This window comes from Holophagales bacterium, assembly GCA_016719485.1.
GTDB lineage: Bacteria > Acidobacteriota > Thermoanaerobaculia > UBA5066 > UBA5066 > UBA5066.
Window position 1 is genome coordinate 70,420 of sequence record JADJZB010000006.1, and the last position, 17,542, is coordinate 87,961.

Here is a 17,542-nt window from a genome sequence, read left to right on the forward strand (position 1 = left end):
CCCTGCGGAGTGAGGGGGGGCCGGGGTCAGGAGAGGACCTGGGGGGGCGAGGGGCGGGTCGTTTGGGTCCGTCGGCACGGACCACCACACTGCCATCGAGATGGCACCGGGTGACGGTGATCTTCAGGGTGGTGCGAGCCCGTGACGTCGCGTCCGGCTCGGTGGGCGAGGAGCCACACGAGGCAAGCGACGACGCAACCGGCAGGGCCACGGCGAGGAGAAGGGCACGCTTCATGACGGGCTCCTTGCGGCTGCGAGAAAGTATAGGCGAAGGACCCCGACGGGCCCGAGCTGCCGAGCTCCGATTGACGGGATCGACCTCTCCGGATATGTTCCTACTTGCGGCTAATCCGCAACTAGGAAGTATGCGCAGAGCGGACCCAGCGGCGGCAGCAAGAGAAGGCTCCGGCACCTCGAGGTCGTTGCCCGGGAGGCGGGCCTCAAGATCACCCACCAGCGGCTCGAGATCTTCCGGGAGCTGGCGGGGACGGAGGAGCACCCCGACGCGGAAACCATCTTCCGCGCCGTCCAGCTGAGGATGCCGACCGTGTCGCTCGACACGGTCTACCGCACGCTCTGGATGCTCCACGACCTCGGGCTCGTCACGACGCTCGGGCCGCGAGGCGACGGCGTGAGGTTCGACGCGAACCTCGACCGGCACCACCACTTCTCCTGCGTGCGCTGCGGGCTGGTGCGCGACTTCGAGAGCGCCGAGCTCGACGGCCTCCGCGTCCCCGACTCCATCAAGCGGCTCGGCAGCGTCGTGGAAGCGCACGTCGAGGTGCGCGGGCTCTGTGCGGCCTGCCAGCGCGGCCAGGAAACGTCGAAAGACAAACGCCAACCCGGAACCCGAGGAGGATGAAATGAGCGAAAGCGGCAAGTGCCCGTTCACAGGTGCTTCCAGCCACCCCGTTGCCGGCCGCGGCACGACGAACCGCGACTGGTGGCCCAACCAGCTGAACCTGGGGATCCTCCACCAGCATGCCCCCGCGTCGAACCCGATGGGCCCCGGCTTCGACTACGCCGAGGAGTTCGGCAAGCTCGACCTGGCGGCCCTGAAGAAGGACCTCTACGCCCTCATGACCGATTCGAAGGAGTGGTGGCCGGCCGACTGGGGCCACTACGGGGGCCTTTTCATCCGGATGACCTGGCACAGCGCGGGCACCTACCGCATCTCGGACGGGCGCGGTGGCGGCGGCACCGGCAACCAGCGCTTCGCGCCGGTCAACAGCTGGCCCGACAACGGCAACCTCGACAAGGCGCGACGCCTCCTCTGGCCCGTCAAGCAGAAGTACGGCAACCAGATCTCCTGGGCCGACCTGATCATCCTCGCCGGCAACTGCGCTCTCGAGTCGATGGGCTTCCAGACGTTCGGCTTCGGCGGCGGCCGCGCGGACATCTGGCAGCCCGAGGAGGACATCAACTGGGGCCGGGAGAAGACCTGGCTCGGCGACGAGCGCTACAGCGGCGATCGCGAACTCGAGAACCCGCTGGCCGCCGTGCAGATGGGCCTGATCTACGTGAACCCCGAGGGCCCCAACGGCAAGCCCGACCCCGTGGCCTCGGGCCGCGACGTGCGCGAGACCTTCGCCCGCATGGCGATGAACGACGAGGAGACCGTCGCCCTCGTGGCCGGCGGCCACACGTTCGGCAAGGCGCACGGCGCGGGCGACCCGAAGCTCGTCGGTCCGGAGCCCGAGGCGGCCCCGATCGAGGAGCAGGGCCTCGGCTGGAAGAACGCGCTCGGGACCGGCAAGGGCGTCCACACGACGACGAGCGGCATCGAGGGCGCCTGGAAGCCGAACCCGACGAAGTGGGACATGGGCTACTTCGACATGCTGTTCGGCTACGAGTGGGAGCTCGTCAAGAGCCCCGCCGGCGCGTGGCAGTGGCTGGCAAAGGACGTCAAGCCGGAACACATGATTCCCGACGCCCACGACCCGTCGAAGACGCACCGGCCCATGATGACGACGGCCGACCTGTCGCTGCGCTTCGACCCGATCTACGAGCCGATCTCGCGCCGCTTCCACGCGGACCCGCAGGCGTTCGCCGACGCGTTCGCCCGGGCCTGGTTCAAGCTGACGCACCGCGACCTGGGGCCGAAGGTCCGCTACCTCGGCCCGGAGGTCCCGGCCGAGGATTTGATCTGGCAGGACCCGGTCCCCGCCGTCGACCACCCGCTCGTCGACGCGAAGGACGTCGCCGCGCTGAAGGCGAAGGTCCTCGCCTCCGGCCTGCCGGTGGCCGAGCTCGTCGCCACGGCCTGGGCTTCGGCCTCGACCTTCCGCGGCTCGGACATGCGCGGCGGCGCCAACGGCGCGCGGATCCGCCTCGCGCCGCAGAAGGACTGGGAGGCCAACGAGCCGGCGCAGCTTGCGAAGGTGCTGGGCGTTCTCGAAGGGATCCGGAAAGAGTTCAACAATGCCCAGGCGGGCGGAAAGAAGATCTCCCTGGCCGACCTGATCGTCCTCGCCGGCGGCGCGGCCGTCGAGGCGGCGGCGAAGGCCGCGGGGCACGCCGTCGAGGTCCCCTTCACGCCGGGCCGCACCGACGCCACGCCCGAGCAGACCGACGTGGAGTCGTTCGCGGTCCTCGAGCCGATCGCCGACGGCTTCCGCAACTACCAGAGGAAGGGGCTCGGAGCGCCGGCCGAGGAGATGCTCGTCGACAAGGCGCAGCTCCTGACGCTGAGCGCGCCGGAGATGACGGTCCTCGTCGGCGGCCTGCGCGTGCTCGGCGCCAACGTGGGCCGCTCGCCGCACGGCGTCTTCACGAAGCGGGCCGGGGCCCTGACGAACGACTTCTTCGTCAACCTGCTCGACATGGGGACCACGTGGAAGGTGACGTCCGAGGCAGGGGAGACCTTCGAAGGGCGCGACCGCACGACGGGCGAGCTCCGGTGGACCGGCACCCGCGTGGACCTCGTCTTCGGCTCGAACTCGCAGCTGCGCGCCCTCGCCGAGGTCTACGCGCAGGACGACGCGAAGGAGAAGTTCGTGCGCGACTTCGTGGCGGCCTGGAACAAGGTCATGAACCTGGACCGCTTCGACATCGGCTGATCGTCGCGGTGGCGGCAGGGGATCGAGCCGTTCAGAGCTCCAGCTCGATCCCCTGCGCCAGCTCGATCCGGCCGCTGAAGTTCAGGGCGTTCGTCTGGCGGCGCATGTAGGCCTTCCAGGCGTCGGAGCCGCTCTCGCGCCCGCCCCCGGTCTCCTTCTCGCCCCCGAACGCCCCGCCGATCTCGGCGCCGCTCGTTCCGGTGTTGACGTTCGCGATCCCGCAGTCGCTCCCCTCGACGGAAAGGAAGATCTCGCTCTCGACGAAGTCGTTCGTGATGATGGCGCTGGAGAGGCCCTGGGGCACCCCGTTCTGCAGCGCGATCGCCTCCTCCAGGGTCCGGTACGGCATGACGTAGACCACAGGGGCGAAGGTCTCCTCCTGGACGATGGGCAGGTTGCCCGCCACCTCCACCAGGCACGGCGTCACGTAGCAGCCACCGGGGAGGTCCAGCCTCTCGCCGCCGCAGGCCACGCGCGCGCCCTGGCCCTTCGCCGTCTCGATGGCCTGCAGCATGGTCACCACGGCCGAGCCGTCCACCAGGGGCCCCATGAGGTGCTCGTCGTCGAGCGGGTCGCCGATCGTCGTCGCCTCGTAGAGCGCCTTCAGGCGCTCCACGAAGGTCTCGTAGATCGACGCGTGCACGATGACCCGCCGCGTCGACGTGCAGCGCTGGCCGGATGTTCCGATGGCGCCGAAGTAGATGGCCTTGAGGGCGATCTCGAGGTCGCCCTTCTCGCTCACGATCACCGCGTTGTTGCCGCCCAGCTCGAGGATCAGGCGGCCGAAGCGTTCCTGCACGAGCTTGCCCACGTGACGGCCGCCGGGCACGGAGCCGGTGTAGGAGACGAGCGCCACCCGGGGGTCGGTGTTGATCAGGTCGCCGATGTCGCTCCCCCTCCCGATCGCCAGGCTGCAGATGGCCGGGTCGAAGCCGTGCCGCTCGAGCACGCGCTGCGCGAGGTGCGTGACGGCGAGGGCGGTGAGGGGTGTCTTGCTGGAGGGCTTCCAGAGCACGGTGTCGCCGCAGACGAGCGCGAGCGCGGCGTTCCAGCTCCAGACGGCGACGGGGAAGTTGAACGCGGTGATGACGCCGACGACGCCCAGCGGGTGCCACTGCTCCTGGAGCCGGTGCCGGCGCCGCTCGCTGGGCATGGTCAGCCCGTAGAGCTGCCGGCTGAGGCCGACGGCGAAGTCGCAGATGTCGATCATCTCCTGGACCTCGCCGAGGCCCTCGCGGAGCGTCTTGCCCATCTCGAGGGAGACGAGCCGGGCGAGGGCGTCCTTGTGGAGCCGCAGCTCGTCGCCGATCGCCTTGACCACCTCGCCCCGCTTGGGAGCCGGGACCGTCCGCCAGCCGGCGAAGGCACCGTGGCAGCGGGCGAGAATCGTGTCGAACTCGTCCTTCGTGACGTTCACCACCGTGGCCAGGAGCTCGCCGTCCACCGGGGAGACCACCGCCTGGGCCTTGCCGCTGCCGATCCACTCGCCCGCGAAGCCGCCGAGGTTCCGCTCTTCGATTCCCAGTCCGGAAAGGATGCTCGCCGTCTTCTGCGTCGTGGCCATGTCCCGTACCTCCAGGGCGCCCGTTATAGAGGGTCGTGAGCTATTCACATAGCTCATTGTTTTCATCCATTGAATGACTACGAGTCATGAGGCGCCGCGGGCTCAGACGAGGCCGAGATCCTCGGCGAGGAGCGCGTAGTCGACCGCGCCCCGCGCGGAGGGGTCGAGCTCGTAGATCGTCTTTCCCGTCCGGGGTGCTTCGGCGAGCGCCGCGTTGATCCGGATGGGGGACAGGATCTTCGTGAATCTCTCGCGGATCGCGTCGAGCGTCTCGTCCGACACGCGGGTCCTCAGGTCGTAGAAGGTCGGCAGGACGCCGTCGATCCGCAGCGGCTTCGGCCGGTCCGCGTCGATTGCCGCCACGAACCGCTTCGTGCGCTCGAGGGCGGGCAGCGAGAGCGGCTCGAGCTTGGCAGGCAGGATGAGCTCGTGGGCGGCGAACCAGGCGTTCTCGAGGAGGAGCGAGGCGGAGGGAGGGCAGTCGAGGAGGACGACGTCGTAGTCCTCCCCGTCGAGGTCCCCGAGGCGCCGCTCGAGCCTGTGACGCCGCTTTTCCTTCCCCTTCTCGCGCAGCTGGTCCTCCGCGGCCAGGAGCCGGGCTCCCGCCACGACCACGTCGAGGTTCGGCCGGTTCTCTCGCGCGACGACGTCCTCGAACGCCGCCTCACCGACGAGCCAGGCGTCGAGGCCCACGTCGCCGCCGAGCCCGATCGAAGAGCCCACGCACCCCTGCGGGTCGACGTCCACGAGCAGTACCCTGCGCCCGGCCCGCGCGCAGGCGGCCGCCAGGTTGACGGCCGTGGTCGTCTTTCCCACGCCGCCCTTGAGGGCGGAGATCGCGAGGAGCCGTCTTTTTCGCATCGGAGACCGCCGGAATTCTGACACGGTGACGTCCGCCGGCTCGAACCGGCGCGCCGGCGGGCTGTCAGCGACCGACGAGCTTCTGAAGGTGTTCGGGGTACCGGGCTCCGTGCACCGGGATCTCCGCGGCGGCCGTGTCGATCTGGCGGAGGTCCTCGGCCGTCAGCTCGATCTGGGTCGCTCCGAGGTTCTCTTCCAGGCGGTTCAGCTTCGTGGTCCCCGGGATCGGCACGATCCAGGGCTTCTGCCCGAGCAGCCAGGCGAGCGCGATCTGGGCGGGGGTCGCCCCCCGGACCGACCCGATGGCGGCGAGCAGGTCGACGAGGCCCCGGTTCGCCTTCATGGCTTCGGGCTTGAAGCGGGGGAGCCCGCTGCGAAAGTCGGTGGCGGCGAACTCGGTCTTCTCGTCCATCCTTCCGGTGAGGAACCCCCTGCCGAGCGGGCTGTAGGGAACGAATCCGATCCCGAGCTCCTCGAGGGTCGGCAGCACGTCGACCTCGGGCTCCCTCCACCAGAGCGAGTACTCGCTCTGGAGCGCGGTGACGGGCTGGACCGCGTGCGCGCGGCGGATCGTCCCCACGCCGGCTTCGGAGAGGCCGAAATGCCTGACCTTGCCCTGCTGGATCAGCTCCTTGACGGCCCCGGCGACGTCTTCGATCGGGACCTGGGGGTCGACGCGGTGCTGGTAGAAGAGGTCGATCGTCTCGACCCTGAGCCGCCCGAGCGAGGCCTCCGCGACCTCCCGGATGTGCTCCGGCCGGCTGTCGAGGCCCGCCCACGGCCCTCCCGCCTCGCCCAGCTTGAATCCGAACTTCGTGGCGATGGCCACCCGCCCGCGGAAGGGAGCGAGGGCTTCCCCCACGAGCTCTTCGTTCGTGTACGGGCCGTAGACCTCGGCGGTGTCGAAGAAGGTGACGCCGCGATCGACGGCCGCGTGGAGGAGCGAGGTCATGTCCTGCCTGTTCCGGGGCGGGCCGTACGAGAAGCTCATCCCCATGCAGCCGAGGCCGAGGGCGGAGACTTCGAGTCCGTTCCTGCCGAGCACGCGTTTCTGCACGCCATCCTCCTGTTCGGTGGACTATGGAGTGGGGCTCACCAGGGGGACCCGTAGAGCCCCTTGACGAGGATCCAGGCGGAAAGCCCGATGAGAAGGCCCCCGCTCACCAGTCTCACGAGCAGGGGTCGGGTGCGCAGGAAAGAGGTCTTCTCCCGAAAGGCCTGGGAGGCGTACGCCGCGACGAGCATCGGCAGCGCGAACCCGAGGCTGTAGAAGCCGAGGAGTGCCATGCCTTCGCCCAGCTGGGCCCTGGCCGCGACCATGCCGAGGATCGCGCTGAGGAACGGGCCGACGCAGGGGATCCAGACGAGCCCGAGAGACGCGCCCAGGACTGCGCCCGACCAGAGACCTTTCGTGCGATTCGCGGAGATGCCGACCTGCAAGCGTTTGAACGGGTTGACGTCCGCCAGGACGAGGATGCCGATGACGCCGATGAGGACGGCGACCGGCTTCTCCAGTCGCACGAGGAGCGGCCCGACCACGGCGCCGAAGAGCGACGAGAGGGCCCCCATGAGAACGAATGCGGACATCAGCCCGGTCACGATCGCGAGCGGGCGGAACCGGTGCTCTCCCGGCTGGCCCGCCATCACGATCGGCAGAACCGGAAGGACGCACGGGGAGACGATGCTGGCGAGGCCCGCTCCGATGGCGAAGACGGCGTTGGCCAGGCTGAACCCGGCGGGCGAATCCACTCCGGCGCCCCCGACTCAGCGGCCCGACTTCTCGCGGATGCCCGACAGGATGGTCTCGGCCGACTGGATACCGGGGGAGTAGCGGTGAACCTCCCTGCCGTCGGCACCGACGAGGATCAGGTTCGGGAGGGAGCGGACGCCGAACCTGTAGAAGGCCTCGCGGTCGGCGGGGACGTCCGTGCGGACGTAGCGAAGGGCCGCGAGCGGCTCCCACCGGGCCCGGCTCGCCACGAGGATCTCGTCCTGGGTGCGGCACGGGCTGCCGCCCGGATTCATGAAGAAGTAGAGGGTCGGCTTGGGTGCGCTCGGCGTCGACGGCTTCGTCCCGGAAGGCGGGGCCGGCGCAGCGCCAAGGGGGACCGACACGACGGCCGCGAGGAGAACGAGCAGGAAACGGCCGGGGGTGAAGGGTCTCCGTGTAGAGGTCATGTCGCCCCCCCCGGGGGGGGCCGGGGGAGAGGGGGGGGCCCCCGCCGCCCCCGTCAGGGCGTCAGACCGCGACGGTGTGGATCGCCGGCGCTTCCACCAGGTGCCTCTTCACGGCGCACTGGTCGGCGGCGCGGACGACGGCGGTCCGGTACTTCTCGGGAAAGCCGGGGGGAAGGGAGATCTGGATCCTGATGTCGGAAATGAGCTTCGTGTCGGGGTTGCGCTCCCAGGCCATCGAGACGGACATCCCCTCGGTGGGGATCTCCCTTTCCTGGCAGAACCGCAGCGCGTAGAACCCGGCGCAGGTGCCGATCGAGGCCAGGAAGAGCTCGAAGGGGGCGGGTGCCGTTCCGCCGCCTCCGTGGCGCACGGGCTGGTCGGTCCTGATCGTGGTCCCCTCGAAGTGAGCCTCGACGGCGACGCCTCCCGGGAAAGTGATCTCCATGTTGCTGGCCATCGGTTCCGTTCCCCTTCTCGATGTGGGTGCTGGCGGCAGGTCCGCCCCGGGAAGCATAGCACTAAATGGTTATATAGTTATGTCGACGGGGCCGTACATGGCGTCGATGGTGTCGCCGTAGTGCTGCTCGACCACGCGCCGCCGGACCTTGAGGGTGGGCGTGAGCTCCCCGGCGTCCTGCGTCAGCTCCCGCGGCAGCACCTTGAAGCGCTTGATCTGCTCGTAGCCGGCGAGCTCGCTCGAGCGCTCGAGAAGGACTTGCCTGTAGATGGCCTCGACCTCGGGACGGTTCGCCAGCTCCTCGCGCGAGGAGAAGGGGATCCCGTCCTTCCTCGCGCGCTCCTCGAGCGCCGGGAAGTTCGGCACGATGAGGGCGCTGAGGAAGCTCCGCCGGTCGCCGATGACGACGACCTGCTCGAGCAGGGGGTGCCCGGCGAGCATCCCTTCGACGCGCTGGGGCGCGACGTTCTTGCCCTGCGAGGTGATGATGAGGTCCTTGATGCGATCCGTGATGCGCAGGTAGCCGTCCGGCTCGAGCACGCCGACGTCGCCGGTCTTGAACCACCCGTCCTGGAACGCCGCGGCGGTCTCGGCGGGCTTGCCCCAGTAGCCCTTCATCACGTTGTCGCCACGCACCTGCACCTCGCCCGCGTCGCCGATCCGCACCTCGCAGCCCGGGATGGGGCGGCCGACGGTGCCGAAGCGGAAGGCGCCGGGTGCGTTGCAGGTGACCATGGGCGAGGTCTCGGTGAGGCCGTAGCCCTGGCAGACGAGGAGGCCCACCGAAAGGAAGAACTCTTCGATCTCCTTGCTCAGCGGCGCGCCGCCGGCCGAGAAGAACCTCTTGTCGCCGCCCACGGCCTCCCTGATCTTCGAGAGGACCAGCTTGTCGGCGAGCGCGTGCCGCACCCTGAGCGCAGGGCTCACCCGCTGGCCGGTGCGGCTCGCGTGCTCGAAAGCCGAGCCCACGCCGAGCGCCCAGCGGAACAGGCGCCTGCGCAGGGGCGAGCTCTTCGAGACGCGGTCCTGTATGGCGGCGAAGACCTTCTCGTAGAGCCGCGGGACGCTCACCATCGCGGTGGGCCGGACCTCGGGCATGGCCGTGACGGCGTCCTTGGGGTCACGCACGTACACGTTGGCCGCGCCGCTGCGAAATACGAAGTACGACCAGGCGCGCTCGTAGACGTGGCTCAGCGGCAGGAAGCAGAGGCTGCGGTCCTCGGGGCCGAACTCGAAACGCTCGTCGAGAGCGCGGAACTGCGAAGCGAAGTTGGCATGGGTGAGCATGGCGCCCTTGCGGTCGCCCGTGGTCCCCGAGGTGTAGATGATGGTGGCGAGGTCCTCGAGCCTCGCCGCGGCCAGGCGGGTCTCGACCTGGGCGGCGCTCTCGGGCGTGGCGCGGGCGAGGAAGTCGGCGAGCGACGAGGAGCGTGGACCGGAAAGGCGCGTCGCCGGGTCGAACGCGACGAGCGCGGGCGCGCCCGACTCGAACGCCATCACCTTGTCGTGCTGCTCTTGTCCGCCGACGAAGACGAGCTTCGCGCCGGAGTCGAGGAAGACCTGCTCCGCCTGCTTGCTCGTGTCCGTCGCGTAGATGGGCACGCCGACGGCGCCGGCCATCAGCACACCGAAGTCGGCGATGGCCCAGTCGGGTCCGTTCGGCGCGAAGATCGCCACCCGGTCTCCGGCTGCGATGCCGGCGCTGACCAGGGCGCGCGCCATGGCCTCGACGCGCGTTGCGAGCTCGGCGTAGGTGATGGAGCGCCAGCCCTGGGGGTCGCGGGTGCGCATCGCCTCACGCGGGCCGAAACGAGCCGCCGATTCCCGGATCAGGCGTGACAGATGGACCAGAGCCATGGTGCTCCTCCCTTCGGTTGTGACGGGGTGCTCCCCGAGGTCGGCAGCCGTCATGGCCGCTTTCTCCGGGCCGGGGCCCGTCCCGCCCGGGTGGCCGCCTTCGGCGGCATCCGCGACGCCGCGGCCCGCGCCCGCGCGGCGAGCGCGAGCTCGCGCACGCGATCGATGTCCGCGTCGGAGTAGGGGCCGTTGACCCCGGAAATGGCGGCGAGCTGCATCCCGTGCTTGAGGCCGAGTCGGTAGATCTCGCGGACCTTCTCCCACTCGATGTCGCGGCCGACCGTGTAGCTCTCGAACTTTCCCTCGAGCGCGAGGACGATCGTCTCGGCGAGGCAGGCGTAGGCGACGTTCTCCGGCAGGCCGATGTTCTTCATCTTCACGTCGCCGGGAAGGTGGATCTCGCCCGACTCGATCACGAGGACGTCCGGGCGCTTTGCGACCTCGCTCGGCGGCAGGTCGAGCGGGCGCGCCACGTCGGTGATCACGCAACCGGGCTTGACCTTCATGATGTCGAGGATCTTCTTGCCGGCCCCCGAGGTCGCGGTGACGATCACGTCCATGTCGGCGATGTCCTTGTCGGCGCGCGACGAGAGGAAGAGCTTCGCGTCGGGTGTCTCCCTGAGGATCGACTCCTTGACCGAGAGGAGCTTGGCCGTCTCGGGCGACACCATGTAGACCTCGTCCGCGGCCATCGCCAGCAGGCGGGCGCAGACCGAGCCGATGGCCCCGGTGGCTCCCACGACCATCGCCTTCATCGCGATCTTCCCGTCGGGTTTCGGCGCGGGGAGGAGCCGGAGGCGCAGGAGCGCGTCGCGCGCCGCCCAGAGCGCGCCGGAGGCGCTGTAGCTGTTGCCGGTCGTGATCGGCAGGGGCGCCTGCCTCGCGACCGTGGCGCCCGCGTCGCCCACGACCTTCGTGAAGGCGCCCAGGCCCATGATCTGCGCGCCGAGCTGCTTGGCGATCTTCGCGGCGTCCAGCAGGCGGCGGTACGTGAACTCCGGGTCGTGGCTCATGATCTCCCTCGGCGTTCCCCCGACGGAGATGAGCCAGCCTTCGGCCTCCACGCCGGTGGGGGACCGGATGCCGGTCACCTTCGAGTAGACGAAGGGCGGCATGTAGGCCATCGCCTTCTCGAGGGTGTCCATGAAGACCGGCGGCGACACCTGGGAGAGCAGCTCGATCGGCTTGACCTTCTTGAAGTACTCCTGCGAGAGCGGGTGGATGACGAAGGCGAAGCGGTTGACGCGCTTGAAGCCGTTGGGGTAGAGGACCCGCGGCTCGACCTCCAGCCGGGTGAGGATCTCCAGGTAGTCGTCCTCGAGGAGCTCCCCGGGCCGCTTGCCCGTCGCCGCGATGATCATGGCGTCCAGGAGACTCGGCGCGATCACGTGGTCGAACAGGAACGGCGACCCGTCGACCACCATCGCGACGCCCTTGTCCCTCAGCTTCGCGAGGCGCTCGTCGCCGACGGTGGAGGTGACGACGGTCTTGCCGGCGAGGTCATCCCGGTCGAAGTCGTCGAGGTCGTGTACGGGGGCCACGACGACCGTGGCCCCGTGGATCGCCTTTCGCAGCAGGAAGCGGCTCCACTCCTTCATCAGGTCCGACGACATCACCCCGGGCAATGCCCAGTCGAGCACGTGGTGGGCGCCGGCGGAGTAGAGCCGGAGCGCGTCCAGCGAGGTCAGGAGCTTGGGGATGCCGAGCTGGAGCAGCGGATCGGCGAAACTGACGTTCTGCGTGTACTCGTGCACGGTCTGCGCGAGCTTGAGGTTCGACATTCCCGAGAAGAAGAGGACGTTGGCGTTCGTGAAGTAGGAGCCGAGCGTGTTCTGGACGTGGCGCACGGCCCATTCCTGGAGGATGTCGGCGAGGCGCGATCCCGAGGTGACGGGGACGCGCGTCACGGCGCTCGTCAGCTGCGCGATGTCCTTCTCCTGGTAGCGCCGCGAGGGAAGCGTGTACCTGTCGTTCACGACGCCGATGCCGATCGCGTCGGCGGTCCGCTCCCAGCTCTTCAACAAAGCCACGGTCTTGGTCATGCTGGCGTCCGTCCCGAGCCGCCACACCTTGAGACGCCGGCCCAGAAAGTCCGTCTCGAGCTCGAAGTTGTGCTCGCCCGAGCCCAGGCTGACGCCAACGGCTGTCTTCATCTCGTCCTCCCGCCGGGGCCCGTCTTCGGGGGTGGGCACGTCGAACCGGCGCTTCGCCCGAGCGGACCGGGTGCCCTCGGAATCGTAGCGCGTGTCGTTGCCGTTGCGTGCGTTCGCGGAGATAACATCGACCCGGGGGCTCGGGCACGAGACGGCCTCGAGGAGCGCGCGGGATGAAGACTCTGGCTCTCCTGGGTACCACGCTGGGGCTCAGCTTCACGGCGGGACTGAACCTCTACGCCACCGTCCTGATGACGGGCCTGGCGGTCCGGATGGGCTGGGTTCGCCTGCCGCCCGGGCTCGAGGGGCTCTCGGCGCTCGCGCACCCGGTCGTCCTGGGAGTCGCCGGGCTGCTCTACGTCATCGAGTTCCTGGCCGACAAGATCCCCGCGGTGGACCATGTCTGGGATGCCGTCCACACGTTCGTCAGGCCGCTCGGAGCCGTCCTGATCACGTGGACCGCTGTCTCCGGGGCGAACATGCCGCAGGCTCTGGAGGTCCCGCTCCTCCTCCTCGCGGGCGGCGTGTCCCTCTCGACGCACGCCGGGAAAGCCGGGACACGCCTCGCGAGCGCCGGCACCGGAGCGCACGCGGTGGGCGGTGGCATCGGCCTCAGCCTGCTGGAGGACGTCGCGGCGTTCACGATTGCACCCCTCGCGCTCGCATACCCCGAGGCCACGCTGGTCGTGGTCGTCGTCGGACTGGCGCTCCTGGCTGTCGTCGCGCCCCTCGGCTGGAGGCTGCTCCGGTCCCGCATGGCGGCGATCGTCTACCTCCTGCAGCACAAGGTCGTCGACCGGCAGCTGCCCGGCCTCGACACCTCCCACCTGCCCGAGTCCGTGACCCTCGCCTTTGCCGAGAACGGCGTCCTCACCGGAGAGGAGGGCCTCATCCTCCCCGCGTACGTGAGCTCGCTGCCCGGCATCCCGCGCTGGACTCCCGGCTTCTTGGCGGTGGTCCCGGGCGGCGCCGTTTTCGCCTGCCGCGCCTGGTTCCGCACCCGGCTGGCGCGGGTCTCCTGGGCCGACGGGAGGCCGGTGCTCGCCCCGCGCCTCACCGGCTATGTGCTTCACGCCAGAACCCCGAAGGGACGTGCGACCTTCACCTTCTTCCCGCTGACTGCGCCCATGGGAAGGGCCCTGGAACGGACGGTGGCACGAGAGGGCGAGGGGTTCTCCAGGGACGTCCGGAGCCCCGAGGATCTCTCCCGGGCGTTTAGAGCGCGAGGACGGCGGGCACCCTCCGCTTCGCCCGACCTCCCGCCTGCGAGGGTCTCCACGAAGGGACATTCACTCTGGCGCGGGTCTTGCGCTATCCCCGCCGGGTCCATGGGGAGCGGCGAGCCCGGCCGAGTCCTCATGGCGGCGTCTGGTCACGAGAAAGTCACGGACAGGGCTGGAGGTCACATGGAAAACAGGATGTTGCGGCGAATCTGCTTCGTGGTGGCGATCTCGGGGATCCCTGCGCTTTCGATGGCGCAGGGGCAGGTGTCTCCTGCCGAGGTCGGCAACCGGGCCCTGAGCCAGGTCCCGAGCCTGACGATGGCCCAGCTCTCCGACCTCGTGGCCCCCATCGCCCTCTATCCCGACGCCCTGCTCAGCCAGGTCCTCGTCGCGAGCACTTATCCGCTGGAGGTCGTGCAGGCGCAGCAGTGGCTGCGGAGAAACGAGCTCCTGCAGGGTCAGAAGCTGATGGACGCGGCCAGGCAGCAACCCTGGGACGCCAGTGTCCAGGGTCTGGTGGCCTTTCCGGACGCCCTCTCGACGCTGAGCCAGGACGTCCAGTGGACCACGGAACTGGGTAACGCCTTCCTTGCGCAGGAGTCGGACGTCATGGTCGCGGTGCAGCGGTTGCGCACGCAGGCCCAGGCGGCGGGCAGGCTCGCATCCGACGAGCAGCAGACGGTCTCGGCCGTGGCCGAGGAAGGACGGACCGTCATCGAGATCGTGCCGGCCAATCCGGAAGTGATCTACGTGCCGCAGTACGACCCGTACTACGTCTGGGGATCGCCGGCGTGGGGCGGCTATCCGTCGCTCGCGTACGGCTATGGCTACGGCTACGGCCCGGGAATCAACGTCGGATTCTGGTTCGGCGGCTGGTCCTGGGGCCTGGGCTGGGGTTGGGGTCCGAACTGGTACGGGGGATCCGTCTACGTCAACAACGCGTTCTTCCGGCACTGCGGCTACAACTACGGTCGCCACGGCAGCTACTACGGCGGCCACGACGGCGGATACAACGGAGGCCACAACGGAGGCCACAACGGCGGGAAGCAGGCCGGAGGACATGGCGGCCGGGAGAACTGGCAGCACGACGGGGGCCACCGCAAGGGAGTCCCTTACGCGGGCGGTGGGCGCGGCGGTCAGAATCGCGGCGGCTCGCAGACTTCACGGTCGACGATGACGAACTCCGGGACCTCGGGACGGTCGGGAAACCTGGCGGCGTCGCCGTCCGGGAGCCGAACGATGACTTCGGGTTCTCGAAGCGGCGGAACGGACGAGGGTTGGCGATCCGGGAACCGGACGGAAGCGTCGGGACTTCGGCGCGGCGGAACGGATCAGGGTTGGCGCGCCGGGAACCGGACGGAGAATCCGGGCTCTCGCAGTGCCGCTCCCGATCAAGGGTTGCGTGCCGGAAACCGGACGACAGCGTCGGTCCCGCGCACCAGTGGGGCGGATCGAGGGTGGAGCTCGACGGGAGAACAGCGGCGCAGCCCGCAGGGCCTGTCCCAGGGCCAGCGCTCGGCGGCAAGATATTCGGCACCCGCGCCCCGCAGCTCGGCCTCATCTCCGCGCTACACGGCGTCGTCGCCCCGCAGCTCGGCCTCGTCGCCGCGTTACCCGGAGTCCTCGCCCCGGTACTCGGCTTCGTCACCGAGCCATTCGGCTCCCTCCCGGAGCTACTCGGCTGCGCCGCGTTCGTCTTCGTCCTCGGCTCCGTCGCGCGGTTTCCAGACGGCGCCGCGTATGTCCACGTCCAGCGGCTCGGGGCGAAGCTCCGGAGGCGGGATGTCGCAGAGGTCCGGCGGTAGCGGTAGCTCGCGCGGATCGTCCGGTGGCCGCAGCTCGGGTGGAAGCTCGTCCGGTGGAGGCCGCCGCCACTGACCTGTTCCCGCGGCCTGGCCGCCGCGGGGCGAATCGATCGGGGAGCCTCGGGAGCGCTCGGGGGCGGGGCGATTCGTCGCCCCGCCCTTCTGCGGGTTCTCTCAGGCGCCCCGCGAAGGGTCGCCCTGGTCGCTACCAGTCCTTGACCTTCAGACTCCGGTAGCAGCGGTACCCGGGACCACGCACGTCCCGGCAGAAGCCACGGTAGGGGTAGGCCAGGTCCGGATCCCCACGGCCGAGAGCGGTGTTGACGAGGGTCCGGCGGCGGCCCCAATCCCCCTGGATGAACATGAGGCACGACCGGGCCACGTCTTCCTGCCCCCTGGGCGGGGACTCGTGGTCGGTCGTGCCGACGACGTGCCCTACTTCGTGCAGGAAGACCGCCGTCTGTAGCTTGCCGGCAACCCGCTTCCGCAGGTCGGGGTTCGCGAGGAGGGACCAGGCTCGATCTGCGTCCTCCAAGGGAATGCTCGCCGCCGGGCCTTCGTTCCTCAGCTCCCGCCCTTCGGCCGAGTCGGGCTGGAGGATGGCCCTGTCGAGCCACCGGTAGTCCTCCTCGATGCGGAGCTGGAACCGTGACGGATCCACGTAGACCGCCTCCGCGTTCCGGATGCACCAGGGCAGTCCGTCGAGCGAGAGGACGGCACAGGCCGGATTGGGGCCGCATTCCCCGGGAACAGGTCCGACCTTGATCATCAGGGCGTAGAAGGGGTGCGTTCCCCGGTCATCGGCGTTGAAGTTCACGAGGGGGCTTTCCCCCGGTCCGGGATTCCCGGCGGGATCGACGAGAGAGTCGTTCAGGCGGTAGGCGCGGATCGCCGTGATCGCTTCCCACTTCGCCATCGGAAAGGCGTTGCCCGAATCGAGGAGGAACATCTCTTTCGTGCCGGGCTCGAGACGCCGGAACGTGTGTCCGCTCTTGCCCTCGGGGAACGCGAGCCCCCGGTACTCGTTGAAGAGGGTGATTCCGTCACCCTTGAAGTCCTGGCCCGAGACCTCGTCGCCGTCCCATTCCCCGGGCCGGTTCTCCTTCAGGATCCCCTTCTCCTCCTCCCAGGCGTCCGCCACGTGGTTGTCGTTGTCGTCCTTCGGCACGAGGAGCTCCTGGCGCGCTGTCTCGGGCTCCTCGGCCGTCAGCCGCAGCTCCTTGCAGACGGCCTGGACGCCTCCCCAGGCGCCGCCGTCCTCCGAGGCGACCATCACGACGGCCTCGCTGACCTTCTCCGTCGTGAAGGCGTGCTGCCCGTCCGGGTCGACCTGGATGCCCTCGGGCTGCTCCGCGGCGAAGCGCAGGTCCGGTTTCTCCGAGGGGCTCCGGGGGAAGTTCCCGCACTCGCCCCGCTGCCGGCTCACGTTGCGAAGGGTGAAGTCGATGCGGCCGGAGGGCTTCGAATCGTCGGGCTTCGCGGCGTGCAGCTCCGCCTTCACGCCGACCGTCTCGCTCCCGGACGTGCGATCGAAGAGGGGAGAGGGGACCCACTTCTCGTACGCGGCCCGATCGAGAGGAACGATGGTCATCCTCTTCCTGCGCCTCGGCTCGTCGGGAGGAGGCGGACCGAGGGTGACGGTGTAGTCGACGGTGAACGTCCCGCTCGTGAAACCGTCGCCCAGTCCCCGGAGGTCGGCGCTGCCGTGACCCGAGACCTGCCGGGGGTTTCCCTGCGCCGGGAGGGTGAAGTCGAGCTGGCGGCGCATGGGTGTGACGACGGTGGGACTGCCGGAGTGGAGCGCCTCGTCGCGTCCATTCTTCGCGAGCCCGAAGGCGCGCATCGCCACCTGGTCCCAGGGTTCCTCCGCCTTGACCGTGGCTCTTGCACCGAAGGCGAAATCCTCGACGTTCACGCTGCCGTGGAGGCCGTCCCTGCTCAGGGTCAAGCTGCCGCGCGCGCTCGTCGGCTGGGTGCCGGGCCCGTAGGTCCACGTGACCGTGGGGAGGTCGCCCCCCCAGACTTGTGTGCCGCCGCCTTCCACCGTGACGTGGTTCCGCCAGGAGACGAGGTCCAGGTCGACGCGGTCGGACGAGCCTGTAATGCGGAACACGGCGGTTTCGGTGAAGGTGACCAGGATCGAGTCCTGCTCGGAGCTCCCCCCATCGGAGTGCTTCGACCGGGCCGCGGACGTCGCCCTTACCGAGAGCGTGACGAGGTCCTTACCGGCTGGCGCCCGAGAGGAACCCCCGGCCTGGTTCGGCGTGGAATCCGCCGGCGCCACGAGGGGCCAGGCCACGAAGAGAACCGCAAGGCCGCCGAGCCGCGAAGCACGCCTGTGGGCCATCAGCTTCCTCCTGGCATCTCGAGGCCAACGAAGCACTT

At 69.5% G+C, this 17,542-nt stretch carries 12 protein-coding genes; 3 read left to right on the top strand and 9 right to left on the bottom strand.

The genetic code is table 11. The annotated features are described in order from the left end of the window. Nucleotides 1–445 precede the first annotated feature (445 nt). Nucleotides 446–862: a transcriptional repressor gene (locus tag IPN03_05550; GenBank protein MBK9373190.1), complete on the top strand. Its 417-nt coding sequence runs from the start codon at nt 446–448 to the stop codon at nt 860–862. Nucleotide 863: 1 nt separating this feature from the next. Further along, nucleotides 864–3,059 carry a catalase/peroxidase HPI gene (katG, locus tag IPN03_05555; GenBank protein MBK9373191.1) on the top strand — a complete coding sequence of 732 codons (2,196 nt, stop codon included), beginning with the start codon at nt 864–866 and terminating at the stop codon, nt 3,057–3,059. 31 nt (nt 3,060–3,090) lie between these two features. On the opposite strand, the gene IPN03_05560 is transcribed toward katG, so the two are convergent. The 8 genes from IPN03_05560 to IPN03_05595 all read right to left on the bottom strand — a co-directional run bounded on the left by IPN03_05560 (nt 3,091) and on the right by IPN03_05595 (nt 12,129). Next, nucleotides 3,091–4,623 carry an aldehyde dehydrogenase family protein gene (locus IPN03_05560; GenBank protein MBK9373192.1) on the bottom strand — a complete coding sequence of 511 codons (1,533 nt, stop codon included), beginning with the start codon at nt 4,621–4,623 and terminating at the stop codon, nt 3,091–3,093. A gap of 102 nt (nt 4,624–4,725) precedes the next feature. Beyond that, nucleotides 4,726–5,484, bottom strand: coding sequence for a ParA family protein (locus tag IPN03_05565; GenBank protein MBK9373193.1), 759 nt, complete (start codon nt 5,482–5,484; stop codon nt 4,726–4,728). Nucleotides 5,485–5,548: 64 nt separating this feature from the next. Further along, nucleotides 5,549–6,541: an aldo/keto reductase gene (locus IPN03_05570; GenBank protein ID MBK9373194.1), complete on the bottom strand. Its 993-nt coding sequence runs from the start codon at nt 6,539–6,541 to the stop codon at nt 5,549–5,551. Nucleotides 6,542–6,576: 35 nt separating this feature from the next. Further along, nucleotides 6,577–7,233, bottom strand: coding sequence for a cytochrome c biogenesis protein CcdA (locus IPN03_05575; GenBank protein ID MBK9373195.1), 657 nt, complete (start codon nt 7,231–7,233; stop codon nt 6,577–6,579). Nucleotides 7,234–7,248: 15 nt separating this feature from the next. Then, a complete protein-coding gene (locus tag IPN03_05580) occupies nt 7,249–7,662 on the bottom strand; it encodes a hypothetical protein (protein ID MBK9373196.1) in 414 nt (137 codons plus the stop codon). 61 nt (nt 7,663–7,723) lie between these two features. Beyond that, complete coding sequence (locus IPN03_05585; GenBank protein ID MBK9373197.1) at nt 7,724–8,119, bottom strand: OsmC family protein; 396 nt, start codon at nt 8,117–8,119, stop codon at nt 7,724–7,726. A gap of 69 nt (nt 8,120–8,188) precedes the next feature. Then, nucleotides 8,189–9,976 (bottom strand): long-chain fatty acid--CoA ligase, encoded by a 1,788-nt coding sequence (locus tag IPN03_05590; GenBank protein ID MBK9373198.1) that lies wholly within the window; start codon nt 9,974–9,976, stop codon nt 8,189–8,191. Nucleotides 9,977–10,026: 50 nt separating this feature from the next. Continuing rightward, on the bottom strand, nt 10,027–12,129 hold the full coding sequence (locus tag IPN03_05595; GenBank protein MBK9373199.1) for a dehydrogenase: 2,103 nt from the start codon (nt 12,127–12,129) through the stop codon (nt 10,027–10,029). 173 nt (nt 12,130–12,302) lie between these two features. Between IPN03_05595 and IPN03_05600 the strand changes: the two genes are divergently transcribed. After that, nucleotides 12,303–15,230 carry a DUF3300 domain-containing protein gene (locus IPN03_05600; protein ID MBK9373200.1) on the top strand — a complete coding sequence of 976 codons (2,928 nt, stop codon included), beginning with the start codon at nt 12,303–12,305 and terminating at the stop codon, nt 15,228–15,230. Between the two features lie 132 nt (nt 15,231–15,362). Here IPN03_05600 and IPN03_05605 read toward each other — a convergent pair whose 3' ends face one another. Next, entirely contained in the window at nt 15,363–17,504 is a 2,142-nt protein-coding gene (locus IPN03_05605) for a hypothetical protein (GenBank protein ID MBK9373201.1), read from the bottom strand. Nucleotides 17,505–17,542: the final 38 nt, after the last annotated feature.